General features: G+C 40.3%; 14 protein-coding genes. 4 read left to right on the forward strand and 10 right to left on the reverse strand.

The window, feature by feature from the left end; genetic code table 11:
- Positions 1 to 115 precede the first annotated feature (115 nt).
- Positions 116 to 574, forward strand: a complete 459-nt coding sequence (locus V7K44_RS28805) for a DUF29 domain-containing protein (protein WP_334936787.1) — start codon at positions 116 to 118, stop codon at positions 572 to 574.
- Between the two features lie 223 nt (positions 575 to 797).
- Here the strand turns inward: V7K44_RS28805 and V7K44_RS28810 are convergent, their stop codons facing one another.
- The 8 genes from V7K44_RS28810 to V7K44_RS28845 all read right to left on the reverse strand — a co-directional run bounded on the left by V7K44_RS28810 (position 798) and on the right by V7K44_RS28845 (position 10,096).
- Positions 798 to 2,477 carry a hybrid sensor histidine kinase/response regulator gene (locus V7K44_RS28810; protein WP_334936789.1) on the reverse strand — a complete coding sequence of 560 codons (1,680 nt, stop codon included), beginning with the start codon at positions 2,475 to 2,477 and terminating at the stop codon, positions 798 to 800.
- A gap of 247 nt (positions 2,478 to 2,724) precedes the next feature.
- A complete protein-coding gene (locus V7K44_RS28815) occupies positions 2,725 to 4,635 on the reverse strand; it encodes a GTPase family protein (RefSeq protein ID WP_334936791.1) in 1,911 nt (636 codons plus the stop codon).
- Positions 4,636 to 4,810: 175 nt separating this feature from the next.
- A complete protein-coding gene (locus V7K44_RS28820) occupies positions 4,811 to 5,629 on the reverse strand; it encodes a DUF4351 domain-containing protein (protein ID WP_334936793.1) in 819 nt (272 codons plus the stop codon).
- An 86-nt stretch (positions 5,630 to 5,715) separates the two neighbouring features.
- Positions 5,716 to 5,889 carry a hypothetical protein gene (locus V7K44_RS28825; RefSeq protein ID WP_334936795.1) on the reverse strand — a complete coding sequence of 58 codons (174 nt, stop codon included), beginning with the start codon at positions 5,887 to 5,889 and terminating at the stop codon, positions 5,716 to 5,718.
- 51 nt (positions 5,890 to 5,940) lie between these two features.
- Positions 5,941 to 6,657 (reverse strand): serine/threonine protein kinase, encoded by a 717-nt coding sequence (locus V7K44_RS28830; RefSeq protein ID WP_334936797.1) that lies wholly within the window; start codon positions 6,655 to 6,657, stop codon positions 5,941 to 5,943.
- 118 nt (positions 6,658 to 6,775) lie between these two features.
- Positions 6,776 to 7,876: an AI-2E family transporter gene (locus V7K44_RS28835; RefSeq protein WP_334936799.1), complete on the reverse strand. Its 1,101-nt coding sequence runs from the start codon at positions 7,874 to 7,876 to the stop codon at positions 6,776 to 6,778.
- 159 nt (positions 7,877 to 8,035) lie between these two features.
- A complete protein-coding gene (locus V7K44_RS28840; RefSeq protein ID WP_334936801.1) occupies positions 8,036 to 9,469 on the reverse strand; it encodes a bifunctional orotidine-5'-phosphate decarboxylase/orotate phosphoribosyltransferase in 1,434 nt (477 codons plus the stop codon).
- Between the two features lie 30 nt (positions 9,470 to 9,499).
- Positions 9,500 to 10,096 carry a cytochrome b/b6 domain-containing protein gene (locus tag V7K44_RS28845; RefSeq protein ID WP_334936803.1) on the reverse strand — a complete coding sequence of 199 codons (597 nt, stop codon included), beginning with the start codon at positions 10,094 to 10,096 and terminating at the stop codon, positions 9,500 to 9,502.
- Positions 10,097 to 10,224: 128 nt separating this feature from the next.
- Here V7K44_RS28845 and V7K44_RS28850 point away from each other — a divergent pair, with 128 nt between their 5' ends.
- Positions 10,225 to 10,968, forward strand: coding sequence for an SIMPL domain-containing protein (locus V7K44_RS28850; RefSeq protein ID WP_334936805.1), 744 nt, complete (start codon positions 10,225 to 10,227; stop codon positions 10,966 to 10,968).
- Here V7K44_RS28850 and V7K44_RS28855 read toward each other — a convergent pair.
- Both V7K44_RS28855 and V7K44_RS28860 read right to left on the reverse strand, forming a co-directional pair.
- Positions 10,965 to 11,186, reverse strand: a complete 222-nt coding sequence (locus V7K44_RS28855) for a hypothetical protein (RefSeq protein WP_334936807.1) — start codon at positions 11,184 to 11,186, stop codon at positions 10,965 to 10,967. The genes V7K44_RS28850 and V7K44_RS28855 overlap by 4 nt on opposite strands.
- Positions 11,187 to 11,245: 59 nt before the next feature.
- Complete coding sequence (locus V7K44_RS28860) at positions 11,246 to 12,796, reverse strand: PAS domain-containing protein (RefSeq protein WP_334936809.1); 1,551 nt, start codon at positions 12,794 to 12,796, stop codon at positions 11,246 to 11,248.
- Positions 12,797 to 13,284: 488 nt separating this feature from the next.
- Here V7K44_RS28860 and V7K44_RS28865 point away from each other — a divergent pair, with 488 nt between their 5' ends.
- Both V7K44_RS28865 and V7K44_RS28870 read left to right on the forward strand, forming a co-directional pair.
- Positions 13,285 to 14,700, forward strand: a complete 1,416-nt coding sequence (locus V7K44_RS28865; protein WP_334936811.1) for an AAA-like domain-containing protein — start codon at positions 13,285 to 13,287, stop codon at positions 14,698 to 14,700.
- A 510-nt stretch (positions 14,701 to 15,210) separates the two neighbouring features.
- Entirely contained in the window at positions 15,211 to 16,014 is an 804-nt protein-coding gene (locus V7K44_RS28870; RefSeq protein ID WP_334936813.1) for a PEP-CTERM sorting domain-containing protein, read from the forward strand.
- Positions 16,015 to 16,169 lie beyond the last annotated feature (155 nt).

The following is a 16,169-nucleotide window of genomic DNA, read 5'->3' on the forward strand; positions in this document are numbered from 1 at the left end:
TATGCAGAGAGTCCTGTTTCAGATAAGGTTTAAATCTCTATCTGAAACATAATTATGAATTATGCATTTTAAAATTATGTAGACCCTACAAAGCTGAAAAACAACAAAAAAGCTGATGTCAAACTTCTATGAAGCAGACTTCTACAGTTGGACTCAACAACAGGCTAACCTTTTGCGTCATCATCAATGGAACCAGCTTGACCTACCCAATTTAATTGAGGAAATTGAATCTTTGGGAAGAAAGGAACGCCAAGAATTGAGAAATCGTTTTAGTGTGTTAATTGGACATTTACTCAAATGGGAATATCAACCAAAGCAACGCAGCCGTAGTTGGTTAGCAACAATTAGAGTACAACGACGGGAAATTCTCAAGTTGCTGAACGAAAATCCTAGTCTGAAACCTTACATTGAAGAAGCACTCCAGGAATCATATCAGAATGGTAGGGATTTAGCATCAGGAGAAACAAATCTGCCACTTTCAACTTTTCCCAACCAATGTTTATATCTTTTTGAGGAAATTCTGAGCGATCGCTTTTATCCCGGTGAGTCTACCACAGATGATTTAATGGATTGACCGAGATAATTTTAGATTTTAGATTTTGGATTTTAGATTAAAATCTCAATCTAGAATCTAAAAAAGGTTTCAAGCCTCTCCGTTTACGGAGATGAAAAATAAAATTTTCAATATTTAAGCCTCTTCTTTATAAGGAGAGGTTAATCCAAAATTGCAAATCCAAAATCCAAAATCCAAAATCGAGTGACACTCCTCAGTCAAAATTCACAAGTAGCAAAATTTCTCAACTTGATAATACTTCATCAAAATATCGATCGATTTCTGCTATCAGTATTTCAAAGTCTACAGGCTTGGTCAAGTGGCATTTGAAACCAGCCTTCAGGGCAAGCTGCCGATCCTCTTGGCTACCGTAGCCGGTAAGCGCAATCAGAATTGAACGAGTAAATTTGGAGTCTTTACTTAGTTCCTGTGCAACGGCGAATCCATCCATTTCAGGAAGTCCGATGTCACAAATAATTACATGAGGCTCAAGCTTCTTTGCAGTTTCTACCCCTAAAATTCCATTCTCGGCAATGGAAACTTCATGCCCAAAATGCTCAAGTACTGCTTGTAATGATAAGGCTGAATCCTCATGATCTTCGATGACTAAAATCTTCAACGACTTTTTCGCCGCCTCTGTAATCTCTAGTTCGTTGTCCGAGGCTGTAATCTCTTCGCATATAGGGAGAGTGACTTTGAATTCTGCTCCCAAATTTATCCCTCTACTTGAGGCTTCAACATTACCACCATGAAGTTCTACCAGACTTTTTACTACCGAAAGTCCCAAACCTAGCCCGCCCCTGGAACGGTCTAAACTGCGATCTGCCTGGGTAAACGGCTCGAAAAGTTCTGGTAATATTGTCGGGTCTATCCCTATGCCTGTATCTCTTACAGATAAGGCCGCTACACTACCTGAGCCATTCTCACCTGGAATAACTGAGAAATCTACCCAAATCGTCCCATCTGGCTGGGAAAACTTTAAGGCGTTATCAATAAGGTTCCCAAAGATTTGGAAGAAGCGAGTGGTATCAACATAAGCCCACACGGGTGTGTTTGGCAAGTCTTGTACTACGTTAAGATTCCATCTCTTGATTGCTTGTGCATGGTCATTGAGACTCTGGCGAACCAATTCCACCAGATTAACCTTCTCAAGATTTAATGAAATCTTCCCATAAGTGATGGACGATACGTCAAGTAACTCATCGATCAATTTCGAGAGGTGCTTAATCTGGTGTTGCATCATTAAAACTGTTTCCCCAACTGCGCCAGTCTGTCCTAGCTTTAGCTTGAGTAGTTGAACGCCGTTGGAGATGGGGGCAACGGGATTCCTCAGTTCGTGAGCCAGCATGGCAATAAATTTGTCTTTCAGGGCATTTTGGTTCGTCAATTTCTGGAAAAGTTGCACGTTTGCGATCGCAACTGCTGTAGTATCTGTCAAAATCTCAAGGAGTCCGATCTCTTCGGGCGTGGCTAGGTGGCGTGTACTCCAGTAGGCTCCAATCGCACCCAGTGGATCTGAAACCCGAATCGGAACCATCACTAAACTTTTGACAAAAGTTACCTTGTACGCCTCAATCGGAATTCGTGCATCCTGGTAAATATCCTCAATTATGGCTGCTTTTTTATTCAGCATTGCCCAACCGGAGATGCAAGACTTGAGCGGAAAACGCATACCTTTCCAAAGTGGCCCAATGGCGTTTTCATCGACATAGTGGCAACATTCACCATCCCGCAATACAAAAGTTACTCCATCAGCATTTGTGAGATCGCGAGCAGCCAAACGCACAATCTCAATAATTTCCTCAATAGTCCGCACACAAGCCAAATCCTTAACGACCGAAAGCAGCCTGTTGTAAGACGAAATACTATAGCTTTGATCTGAATTCTGTGCTTGAGAGATGGACGTTTGTAATATATTTTTCATAAAAGACTCCGAAGGAAAGGGATGTCTGTATAAAAACTCAGGTAAAGCGGGTAGGTTTCAGCAGACACCTACTCTTAATCGTAATCTTAACTTTAGATATTGAAAGTGCAATCTGTTAACGCCTTTTTTCTTGACTCATGGTATAAATACCTTGTAAATTTTGTAAGTTAATATTCGTAAGTTGCTGATGTCTTCTAATACAACTTGTGATGTTTAATCTACTGCGGTTACGTAGTTAGTAAACTCGTTATTTAGCGATCGCCAAATAATACTCAAATCGCTCTCGGAGTTGTTCAATTGTTAGATTTTGAATCCAGTACTCCACTAAGGCATGACCAAATGCCCAGGCATTGCGATCGGGTGCAGCGGTGTTTTCTAGTAGTAGCGGCCAAAGGGATAGCAATTCAAAGTTGAGCGCGTTGGGTTTCAAGAGTGAGAAAAGGTCATATCCCATTTGCAGTTTGCCAATCACAATTGGCAACTGTTCCACGGGAATTTGCTCCGCCAACATATATGCTAAAGCCGGAGATCCGGTTGAGAGCGTAGAAACAAACTGAAGGACGGGACTTTTGAGCAATGTCGTTAATCCTTGTGTTGTCGTCATCTGGAAGGTGTAGTGGTCAATGATTTTGGCGGCGGCGACAATGCGGACTTCTAGATTACGCAAAAAGCGGGCGAGACGGAGTTGCTTGGTCGGTGCGATCGCATCCACTAATCCCAACGATAGCGCTTCTACTCCCCAGGCAACTCGACCCGTTTTGCTGTCACTTGTAACCACGGGTAAAACTAGATTACAAAAGTTTCCTAGCAGTTTAGCGCGATATTCAGTGGCTTCGCGAATGGCAATTTCTTTGGTGCGATCGCCCCATTCCCAATCATAAGGTGGTTGCCATTCTCGGATTGGACGCAGACGATCTACTTGAGTGACAATCGCGATCGCAGGTAAATCTGCAACTTCTGCTTTGATGTCTTGCAAAAAGTCCATATCCATTTGCAGGGCAGGATCGAGGGCAGGAGTAGCTAACAGCAGCAAATCGGAATTGATGGCATAATCAAGCACCAAATTTCGGAGTTCGGCACGGTTGACTTGTTCGTAACCAGGTGTGTCCAAAAGCGTCAGGGTTTCCCCACTTTCAGTCTGCCATTGATAATTCTGAATGCGATCGGTACTGGGTAAAACATCAACGGCTGCGAGATCCGCCTGAAATAGCGTGTTAATCAAGCTACTTTTTCCTGAACCTGTGCGTCCTACCAGCAAAATGTTCACGGGTTTTTGCTCAACCGCCTCGGCTGGTTGAGCTTGAGTCAGGATTTCTCGGAGTGTTTGGGTTTTTGCCTTGGGTAAAGTTGGTGGGGAAACTACGGTTGCTGGAACTGGTAAGGTGCTACGTCCGTAAAGTGCGATCGCTTGTCGGCATAAGTTTCTCAGGGCAGCTTCCCGAAATAACTGGCTCAAATTCCCCAATAATTGCTGAGTTGCTTGGTTACTAGAACCCTGACTGGCTTGTTTTGCCACCGCCGCCACCGGATTTAAGATCCATTGTGCCCAGTTCCAAACTTTCCAGAATTTCCGAGCCGATGGTTCCAACTTCCGGTAGACCTCATATCCTTGGTATGCTTGTCCAACCGTTACCTGATTGAGGATCGGGGATAACTTTTGCATCCACTGATCCATATCATCTACCGTTCCCCTAATCAGCCCGTAAGCTTGGGGGACGTAAATGTTCAGCAGGGGATATTGAATCTGAGGATTGTAGATATGAGCGATCGCCACAACTAAATCCTGACATCGCGTCCAAAAAGTTTGCCAGTCTTCCCAAATCGGGCGATCGCTTTGTGCTGCTTGCAGAATTTCTTGAAGGGCGGTTTCTGCAAGTTTTGTGGTGTCACTTCCCACAGGTAGCCTTACTGTATCCTCTGCTGTCGATTCCAGTTCTTCACGGACTTGAGTTAATACAGCTTCCACCTCGTTAACAGCTGGTTGAGTCCATTTGACTAGCAGCCAACGCCAACCAACAAATAAAACGGTGAATACACCCCAAATCCAATTAATGCCCCACGCATGAATTTGTGAACCGGCGGACACCAGTAAGAAAATGATGATAAACGCGATCGGGATTGCTAAAACTACCCACTGCCACAGTTTTAATCGCACCATTGCCCCATACCTGCTTTGAAATGTTAGAAAATTCGAGTTTTTGTAAAAATTACTCTTATAAAAAGTCTATCGTCTTCAATCTAGGCAGGATGTTTCAGTCCCGGTTTTCTGTTAGCGATCGCTTCTCAATTTTCTTATATAATTACTTAGTATTTTATAGTACTATTAATTCAAGTTACTGCTGGTGTTGCAACCAAACTGCCAAATCAGACATCTCCGAAAAGTCAAACAGCGCATCGCTTAAATCATCTAGCTCGTTAATCGACAGTGCTTGAAGCTGTTGCTGTAACTCAGCAGAAATTGTACCAAATCGCCGTGAAATTAGGCGAGTTAAGGTTTGTAGCTTTCCTTTCTTAGCACCTTTTTCTAGTATTTCTTGATAAATTGGTGACTCTTCCATTAGTTCCTCTCTAAAATACTGGCGAATTAGTTGTTTATCAAACTTCAAAGCAGCTAACACTTCTACGCAAGCTGTAATATTTTGCTGTTGTTCTGGTTCTTCGATTTTATCTATTTCTAAAGCAACTTGTTCTAGCAAACCTGCTGGTGCATCTGTGTAAGCCAAAACTGCTAAAGGTAGTAGTGCAGGGTTAGCCAGAAGCGGTTTTGAATCTTGCTCCCACAAACGGATAATTTTATATTCATGCCTTGTCTTCCCAACTGCAAGCTCATTGATGTAAACAGCAGAGGAATTTGTTTCTTTGAGAAAAATGACTATTTGTTCGATGGGACATTCGTATTTTCGATATATTCTCAACCAGTAATCCAGCATTCTCACAGGGAGAGATGGTTTTGATTTAGGAACTGTTTGGAACTCCAAATGAAGGATGCTGCCTAATTCTGGTAGTTGGAATAAAGCATCAGAACGAATTGGTTCTACGCTTAATTCTGTGGGTAAAACCTGAATATTTGTTTCACTAGAGTTAAGCAACCATTGTACAAAAGGTAATGGATACTCAGATGTCAAAAATCGGCAAATGCTGTCGTATGGCAAGGATATTTATTTAAAATTTACACACTATACATTAATACAAAAGTAGTACAAAAATAAATGATTTTTGTATCGCATCTAATACTTTACTACAGGCGATGTCTACGACGGGTGTTTCCTGAGCGCAGCCGTTCGCACAGCGTCTCCGACAGGAGAAGGGCTACGCCTACACCTTCTGAATATTCATAATCGTGTAGAGGCGATGTTTGGTATTCTTGGATTAATGCTAGACTGGTAATTATTAATGATAGCTGAAATTTCAAATTCTTCCTGGTACAGAGAAGAGTTTTCAGTCTAAATAAAATCACTTAATTCTAATCACGTTTTAAATACTTATTTAAATATTTAATATTACTTAATCTTAGGGGTAGTTGGCAACAAAAAGTTTTAACAGAAGTTCCCAAGCGATAACATTTGCGGACGATATCTAAGGCAAAGTATGGTAAGCGCAGTCGAAGTGGGTAAAACACGGGCAGATATAACCAGTAGTAAGCCTTTTTTAGGTTATTCCACTTTGAGCAAGCTTCTTGATGCAGGAAATCTGATATGTCTACAACTAATCCTCTGCCTTGGTACATCATGACATTACGCCCGTGGACATCATGAGGGTGGAGTCTACAACTTCGAGCATAGTCAAGAGCTTCATCGATGTCTTTTATTACCTGCTTGGGAATTAGTAAACCAAAGTGCATACAATCGTAGAGGGTTGTTCCATAAAGCCGTTTCAAGACTAAAAACCCATCCTTGGCGTACAAACACTCAGAAAAGGCTGGATGAGAACCTAGACGATGGTAAACTTCTACTTCCTCTTCAAAGCCTGTTCGTCCTGGGGCATAAATCTTAACTACATAGTCAGGATAATTAGGGTGATAAACTACTGCGGCGTAATTTCCTTTACCAAGCAGCTGCCAAGGTTGTGGAAGATAGCTGACCTTAATTGGATTACAGGGATTGACACTTTCAATCTGTAATCTAGGCAATAGTTCCTGATAAATGTGTTTGACTAACTGTTTTGGAAGCAATTTGTCCATATCAATTCCTTAGCCAATTTACGAAGCTTGGGAATAAGGTTGACTTGACTGAATACGACCTAAATGACACCGTTGCTACTTACTTTTAACGCTAGAGATGGCAATTTTTATCCAAAACTCATTGCGATATTGATTCTTCTATCAACAATTCTGATTCTGTTTCACCCTTACCCAGGTTATCAGAATTAACAGATTTAGAAAAACCGTCTGCTACATCTTTGATAAAACCAGCTACAGGTACCGCAACTAGTAAACCCAAGACTCCGCCAACATTGGTTCCTACAAGCAGAGCAATTAATACCCATATTGGTCTAATGCCAGTAATTTTGCCTAAAAGACGTGGTGCGATCGCCTGATCGATTAACTGATCGATAACAACAGCTACCGCAAACACCTTAGCTGCTAGCCAAAAGTCATGTGAGGCTATTATTAAAGTTATTAAAACAAGACTGACGACATCACCAAAGGGAATTAAGCTCAAAAGTCCAACTCCCAAGCCAAAGAGTAAAGCAAACTGGACTTGAAAAGCTAAAAACAATAATGTTATTGAAACACCCATCAGCAAAGCCAAAGTACCCTGGCCAATTAAGTAATTTTGGAAGTTTTGCTGAATAGACTGGCTTATCTGCTGGGCAAGATTTCCAGGTAACTTCTTAAATATCGCCTCCCAAATTCTTGGGCCATCTAACAACAAGTAAAAAGTTAGCACTACTGTGATTAATGCCTCAGAAATACTATCAATTGTATCTATAATAATACTTAAAAGTTTATCTGAAACAAACTCTAATTCATTCGGTAATTGGTCAGTAATTTGTGCTAACAGCTGACTTAAGTTCACATTTAATTTATGTTTCAAAAACCAATTATTTACAATTTGAAGTTTTTCTTCGCTAGAATCAATCCATTGAGGAAAGACTTTAACCATCTCATTAAATTGCTCTAAAACAATGGGTACTAAAGTGATACCCAGAGCCACAAAAATTACCAATGCTAATATAAAAACTAATGCTACTGCATAGCTGCGTTTAACTCTCCGCTGTTGGAGAATCGAAACAGGATAGTTTAAAACGAATGCAAGCAAAGTAGCCAAGACAAGAATTGTAACGACAGGTTGGAAGTTTTTAACCAGCAAAAATGCTAGCCAACCATTGAGAAATACTAGAGGAAATAACAACGTAAAAATTAACCATCTAAGTAGTTGATTCAGTGAAAAATTCATAATTAATTTCAAAGCGAAAATTATTCTAGTTACTAGATTGAACCGAGTAATTAAATCTGCTCAAGAAGAAGTAGACAATAAAAATCTTCCTCCAGGTACAGACGCGATTAATCGTATCTCTCCCAATTTCCCATTCTCTACTCTCCATTATTCCAATTACTAACTTTCAGCAAAAGCTGAAAATTGTTCTTCATTTATTCGCCCTGCTTGATACAGAGTATTAGTAATTTCCGAAATAGTTAAAACCGCATAGCTACGATAACCATTTTGCTGTAACCTATCTTTCACCCCCTGTTCATGGTCGATAAATACCACAATATCATTAACCTTTAATCCAGCTGATTCCAACTTTCCTGCCCCTTCCATGACACTTTTGCCGCTAATCAGAATATCGTCAACCACCACAACTGTTTCACCAGCATGAAAGTTACCCTCAATTACTCTCCGAGTTCCGTGTGCTTTCACCTCTTTACGCGGGAAAATCATCGGACAGTGAAGGCGCAAAGCTAAACCAGTCGCAGTAGGTAATGAACCATAAGGAATACCTGCTAATCTATCAAAATTGAGGTTCTTCAAAATATCCTCATAAGCTGTGAGAACTTGATTAAAAACTTGGGGGTTGGAAATAATTTTGCGTAAGTCGATGTAATAAGGAAATATCGCTCCTGATGCTTGGACAAAGCTGCCAAACATAATGCAGTCAATATCATAGAGTTGTAAAATCAAATCTTGGTGGGGGTGCTGATTGAGAAAACAAACATCAGGAAACCACACAGAACAAGTAGAATTTTCGTGAATAATTTCAGTTTTGATTTGATTAATTTCTGCACGTAGAGACTGGACTTCTTCTGATAATTGGGTATTTCCCAACATATCTTGAGGAACAGGAATCAGTAAACCATCACCATTACTATTCAAGCCAGCTTCTAAAATTTGTTTCAGGTTTTTACCCTCCGCCCAGATGCTACGCGCCATAATAATTCGTTCAGGTGCAACTGCTCGAATAAATGCTAAAACTTCAGGATTTGTAGTTCCTACTTCCAAACCCAATTGTTCTGGAGTTCCCCAGGTTTTTGATTCTTTTACTACCTGTAAATAAAGGGGTGATTCTTTTGTAGGATATTGCTGTAGAGCTTCTGCACCTGGATTAGAAGTACAGCATAAAATAAACACCGCTTTATCAGGATAGACCAAAAAAGGTGCTACGTGATCTTGTCCTGTATAGGGACTGAGAGTGATTGCGTCCACCTGCCATTGTGTAAACACAGTCTGGGCAAAGATGGTACTAGTATTTAAGTCACTGTGTTTGGCATCTAAAATCACTGGGATATGGGCTGGAATAGCTGCTAAAGTTTTGTACAGCAGTTCTAAACCAGGAATACCTAAAGCTTCGTAAAAGCCAAGTGTCGGTTTATAAGCACAAACGTAATTAGAAGTTTCCGCAATAATGAATTGTAACCACTTCTCCAAACCAGCGATGAGTTCTTCAGATTCATAACGCCCAGGCATCATCTCTGGATTGGGATCGAGTCCTACAAATAGTAAGCTTTTATTTTGTAAGATATTTCCATTCAATTTATCAAAAAAGTTCATTTTTTTTGTTTAAAAAAGAAAGATCGTCGATCAAAACATTGATTCTGTTAATTCAGTACCACCAGCCTTACGCCCTAATTGATAGTGAATTACTACAAAGAAGATAACCATCGGCACTGAGGCAAAGTGAACAATTCGCAATGCTTGCCAATCGCCAAAGCAATCCACAATCCAGGGAAATTGAGCAGGTTTATACATTCCTATCCCTGTAAATAATGCTAGTAGCAAAATAGGAACAATTGCTGTATAAGCAATCCGATGCCAAGCATAAATTAGGCGTTGGGAATTTTGAGTTTTTTGTAATGCTTTAAAGTCATTAGCACTGACAAAGCGATGTCGCCAGCGTTGGGTAATTAAAATGTAAATTCCATACCACAACAGATTCAGCGAGAATAGCCACATTGCTGCAAAATGCCAGTGTCTGCCTCCTGCAAGCCAACCTCCTAAAGTAAATATCGGCGGAATGTGCAAACCTGCGCGTCCACCAAAAACAGGGTTGGCGTTGTAAATTTGTAGTCCACTGGTGAGCATGATAAATAGACTAATGATGTTACACCAGTGGAAAATTTTGGCTCCTATTGCTTGAGTGGGTCGCTTTCGAGTTGGAGAGGGAACGTTGGAAGTCATAAATTTTGACTGATAAAATTTGCTGTTTATCCAGTATGTATTGGTGATAAACGCGGTTTACTTTTCAGACATCCTTTAAGATTAAAACATCAACAGGTATCAAACATCATTTAAGCAAGGAGAATAAGATGGCTAACACAGATAATCTCACAGGTGTGAGAAATTCTGGTCTTGCGATCGCCGATCCCCTCATTGGTAGCACTGCTCAGATATTGGAAGTTACTGGTAAAGGAGAGGTCAGCGTTGCCACTACTTTAACTGAGGTGCAATTGGGGATTAAAGTACAGGCAAAAACTGCAACCGAAGTTCAAGAACAAGTTACTCAACGTTCAACAGCGGTAGTTGATGTACTGCAAAAGCTTGGGGCGAAAGAACTTCAAACTACATCTATTCAACTAAATCCTGTCTATAGCTTTGAAAATGGTACTCAAACCCTAACCGGCTTTGAAGGCCTCAACACACTTCAGTTTGAGTTACCAACGGTTCAATCTGGGGCAGCAATTGACAAAGCTATCCAAGCAGGCGCAAATGTCATACAGAATATTAGCTTCACTGCCTCAGACGAAGTATTGCAGCAGGCACGCCTGCAAGTTCTGAGCGAAGCTGTTAAAGATGCTAAAGCTCAGGCTCAGGCTGTTTTTAGTACCTTACAGTTAACCCCCGGACAGATTATTGACATTGATATTAACTCAAATGACAATCCTACACTATCTCCCTTCGTGTCTAATCTAATAACAGATAGGGTTTCTACAACTCCTATAATTGGTGGTTCTCAGACGATAAAAGCTAGTGTTTCTTTAGATATCGGTTATTCTCCAAATTCAGGAGTGATTCTCGATCTACCTCTTAATGGATTGCAGCAATATGCTTAATCAGGACTTATGCAAGCTTCACAAGCACGTGGCGCGACTACACCGCGCCACGTGCCATTCTCATCGGTGGTGTAGGTGTTGACTTTTTCCTTTCGGATTCCTTGGAACAACACCAAATAAAATGTGAGCCAATACGGTTCGGTTAAGGTTTTTTGATGAAAATTATAGATCGCAAAGATACGATAAATCATCACAAAGACGCGATAAATTGCCGTCAAGACAATAATCAGTCGTTTTGTCTTGACGGCGATTCATCGTGTCTCTTGCCTTAATCTACCTAAAAGTTGGCGTGTTTTCTAATCGCGGCATAGTGTCTTGCTGTTGTATTCATCTCAATCACCAACTCTGTCCCTTGACCTAATTGAGAATTACACTTAAGTTTACCTTGATGTTTTTCAACTATAATTTGCCGACTAATTGATAACCCTAGTCCTTGACTTTTGCTTACTGGCTTGGTTGTAAAAAACGGTTCAAATATATGTTTTTGGATATGGGGAAGTATACCTTTGCCATTGTCAAAAATGCGAATGATAACTTTGTGTTTTTTTCCTAGTAGTTTGTCATTTACCCAAGGTTCATTATTATTGACCAATGATAAATGACTGCTAACAACTTCTGTATGAATCAAAATTTTTGGAGTAAAAGAATAATCATGCTTCATCCTATCTTCTAAAGCATCAATGGCATTAGTTAAGATGTTCATGAATACCTGATTGAGTTCACCAGGGTAACACTCGATTAAGGGTAATTCACCAAAGGTTTTAATTACTTTAATCTCTGCTCTATCAGGTTTTTCTTTAAGACGATGCTGCAAAATCCTGAGAACACTATCAAATCCTTCATGTAGGTCAACCTTTTTCATTTGACTTTCGTCAGAGGTGGAAAAATTCCGCAAAGCGAAAACAATATCTTTGACGCGTTCAGAACCGGCTCGCATTGACCACAGTAATTTTAAAAATTCTGTCTTCACGAAACCAAGGTCGAGGCGTTGCAAATGTAAAGCTATGACTGGTGTTGGTGTGGGATAGTGATGTTGGTAAAGTTCAATGATTCTGATTAAATCTTCAGCATATTGACTAGCCGGATGGAGATTGCCGGAGATAAAGCTAACGGGGTTGTTAATTTCGTTAGCCATATCCGCCACCAGTTGACCGAGATTAGCCATTTTCTGGTTCTGCAATAACTGCTTTTGAGTATATTTGAGTTCTTCGACGGTAGTTTCTAGCTGCTCTGATTTTTCCCTAGCTTGGTCTTCGGTAGACTGGCGTTGAGCAATTTCTGTTTGGAGTTGTTCAAATAGTTGGTATTGTTGGGTAGCGTAGGCGCAGCCCGTCGTAGACATCGCCTTATCCTGATTAATATCCTTGTGCGTTCCCACCATCCGCACTGGTTTACCGAATTTATCCCACTGAAATACTTTGCCACAAGTCAAAATCCACTTCCACTCCCCGGATTTAGTCAACATTCGCAATTCGACTTCAAATACAGGTATGCATCCTTGGAGATAATCATGCAATACCTGACGAATTCTTGGTAAATCCTGTGGATGTACAAGTTGTTCAAAGGATTTATAATCGTCGTCGATTTCGTCTACTTTATATCCCAGGATGCTTTTCCACTGGGGATCGTAATAGGTTTTGTCAGTTACCAGATTCCAATCCCACAACCCCAAGCCACTAGCGATTAATGCCATTTGTAAGGCGGCTTGTGAGCATTGGCAAGTAGCTAAATTTTCTGGAGATAAGTCTTTTGCTTCTGGGAAAATTTGAGAATCTTGTACTGAAAGTGGAGTTTCCGATTCATGGGTAGCGGGTTTTTGGATATGCATAGCTGCTGGTACGATGAGGAAGATATTCTGTAGCTCTCTCTCTACGCTGTTTTAGCACCCTGACGATTCAGTTATGGACAAATTGCCTAGTTGGTTTATAAAGCTGTAGCTTAGGTCAGGAATATATCAGCCCATATCATAAATTGGGATGGAATTTAGAAAAAAGTAAACGGACGAGTATAACCTCTGTTGCGATCGCAATAGCAATTTTTTAGAAAACAATCGCTACATTGTGTGCATCTACATTCTAAGATATGTCTAAAAAAAGTAGTTCAAGTCACATATAATTACCTAAAATCCCCGAAAAATTTGTAAAAAAAATTCTATGATTAAATCACGCCAAATAATTTAAGGATGCAAAAAATTGTCAAGGCTTTTTTGTAGCTTTTTTAGTCAGGGCTGGCTGCTATGCATACAAGGCAGCCGACATTGACTTCCAAAGCTTAATGGTGTGAAAGAATATCATACTGAATTAGAGTCAATGAGTAATGACAATAGATGAACTAGTATTGCTACTAAAAGCCAGTCAAGCAACCGGTTTAACGACGCTTCAAGAATTCATATTGCGTTCTTCGTGGGAAGGAAAAACTTACACTAATATAGCTAGTGAAGCGCACTACGGCGAGGAACGTGTCAAGAAAACCGCTGCTCATTTATGGCAAGTACTGAGTAATTTTTGCAAAGAACCAATACATAAATCCAACTTTCGCCAGACTCTAGGAAATCACCCTTTTAGCGAAGCACATCAGCAGTTAATTAAGGAATTCAACCGAGCCGCCACAGCGATATCCTTAGAATTCCCTAGTGGCCCAGTATCTCTTAATTCCAGATTTTACATTCCTCGCCCGCCAATTGAAGAACTCGCTTACGCAGAAATGGCTGAACCTGGGAGTGTAATTTGCATTAAAGCGCCCAAAAAGATGGGGAAAAGCTCTTTGATTCTCCGGTTGCTTGCACACGCTAACAAACAAGGCTTTCGCACCGTAACTTTGGACTTTCAGCAAGCAGACAAAGCAGTATTTGCGAGTTTGGATAAATTTTTGCGCTGGTTCTGTGCCAATGTTAGTCGGGAGTTACAGCTAGAACCAAAACTCAATGATTATTGGGATGAAGATATGGGTAGCAAAGTCAGCTGCTCTATCTATTTCCAAAAATATTTACTGTCTGCGCTCTCAAGTCCCCTGGTTTTAGTATTAAATGAGGTGGATTGGGTATTTGAGTATCAGGAAATTACTGGAGAATTGCTACCATTAGTGCGATCGTGGCATGAACAAGCCAAAAGGGTAGAAATTTTGCAAAAATTGCGTCTGGTTCTGGTTTATTCTACGGAAATTCTTGTTCCTCTAAAACTGACTCAATTGCCATTTAATATTGGTTTGACAATTAATTTACCCCTCTTTACAAAAGAGCAAGTGCAGGATTTAGCACAACGTCACGGCTTGGATTGGACAGATGGTAAAGATGCCGATAGTTTGATGGCAATGGTGGGAGGAAATCCTTATTTGGTGCGATTGGCATTGTATCACCTTGTGGGTAAAGGCGGATTAAAAGGGGATTTAGGGCAATTATTGCAACAAGCACCCACAGAAGCCGGAATCTATAACCAGTGTCTAAGGCAGTATTTACTAGCACTTCGAGAAGAGCCAGAATTGGAAGATGCTTTTTATGAAGTGATTGATACTACAAATTATGTAAAATTAGAGCCAAGATTGGCATATAAATTACAAACTATAGGGCTAATTAATTTAGAAGGCGATCGCAGTACTCCTGCGTGTGAATTATATCGGTTATATTTCCAACAATATCTCAAAAAAAGTGAGCATTTCAATAATACTCATGTTGAACGATTGAAACAAGAAAATCAACAGTTGTCCGTCCTCTCTAGTTTAGATGAACTAACTTAATTAGTTAATCACTGCTACTTTGAAAGCTACCTGCAAATTGAGTGGCAAAATTTTGCTCGTCAAAACACTCCAATATCACTGATTTTGTGCGATATGAAGAAGAATTCAGGAGTCAAAATAAAGACACTCTCTACGTTCGCGTAGCGTGTCGCAGACAGACGCTAAAAGCGTAGCTTGCTTCTCAGAAAGAGTACGCAAACTCGCTTGCCGCCGCCGCTATCAGTGGGAAATTCAGACCCCCCACTGTCTTGTTTACCACTAAATCTGCATATTTAGTCTAGGGCTTAAACCCCTCAATTCATCCACCAGTCGCACAAAATTCATGTCTTTTTTATAACGACTGAGGCCTTTATTCTATTTCGATAAAAATAGCAATTAACAAGACTTTTTTTTGTCGATGAAACTTCCATCACCAGCTTGGGAATAATAAATCATGCTTGAGAAATATTTGTAATAAATCTCAGCAAATTAGGTGTGTTTACTATCGGCAATTAAAGGAACAGTTTGTTAATGAAAGTAACTTCATCAGGGATTAAGCTAGGTTTTGCAGCTGTTAGCAGCAGTTGTCTTGCGGCAGTAGCGATCGCTATGAGTGGAGCAAGTGCAATTGCTGCTCAATTCATCACAATTGAAAGCACCGGCACATTATCAGGAACTATCGAACTTCCCAGAAATAATCCCAATTTCAATAACAGTATTACTCGTATTGATACGGATGATACTGGAACTTATTACCGGAACTTAGGCACTAATAATAATCCTAATTATGTTCCTGTATACCAGTCAGACTATTTAAAGGTAGAAACACGCTCTGATGGAAGTCTGCATTACTTTGTTGACTTTAAAGGTATTCCGATTGTCTCGTTTAATGGTGTTCTGACATCGCCGGTGCTTTCTGGTGGTCAGTTGACTACCTTTCTCTACCAGGGGCAATTGCCAGGAACCACATTTCAAGGAGTAGTTCAAGATGAATTTAATCTCACAAAAGCTTTCTACACTGGTACTGTCACCGACCCAGACACCGGAAAGAAGTATCAAGGTACTTTTGAAGTGAGTGGATATGGAGAGCGATATAGTAATCCCAATGGGGATTTAACTCCCACAGTCTTTGATTTCCAATCCGATATCCCAGGTTTACCAGGCGTAACATCCTTGACCATCACTAATGCTAGTTTGGCAAATCTAAGAATCATAGTACCTATAAATGAAACTTCTATTCCAGAACCCGCTAGCCTTTTCGGAACTCTGATGGTAGCGAGTTTTGGTGTCGTTCTGAAAAGAAGAAAAGACAGCGGACTTAGGAAGACGTTTTAAAACTGAAAGGTTGTTGTAAAAAAGCTCACAAGGCTTAAGCTGAATTGTAAAAATCAGTGCCTTGTGAGCAAATAATCTTAGACAATAAGGACTAAAGTCCTTACTACGAACTTATTTATCTATCAATTTAAAATAAGCCGGACTTTTGCAAATCC

Origin of the sequence: Nostoc sp., assembly GCF_036917235.1 — a bacterium.
Lineage (GTDB): Bacteria > Cyanobacteriota > Cyanobacteriia > Cyanobacteriales > Nostocaceae > Nostoc.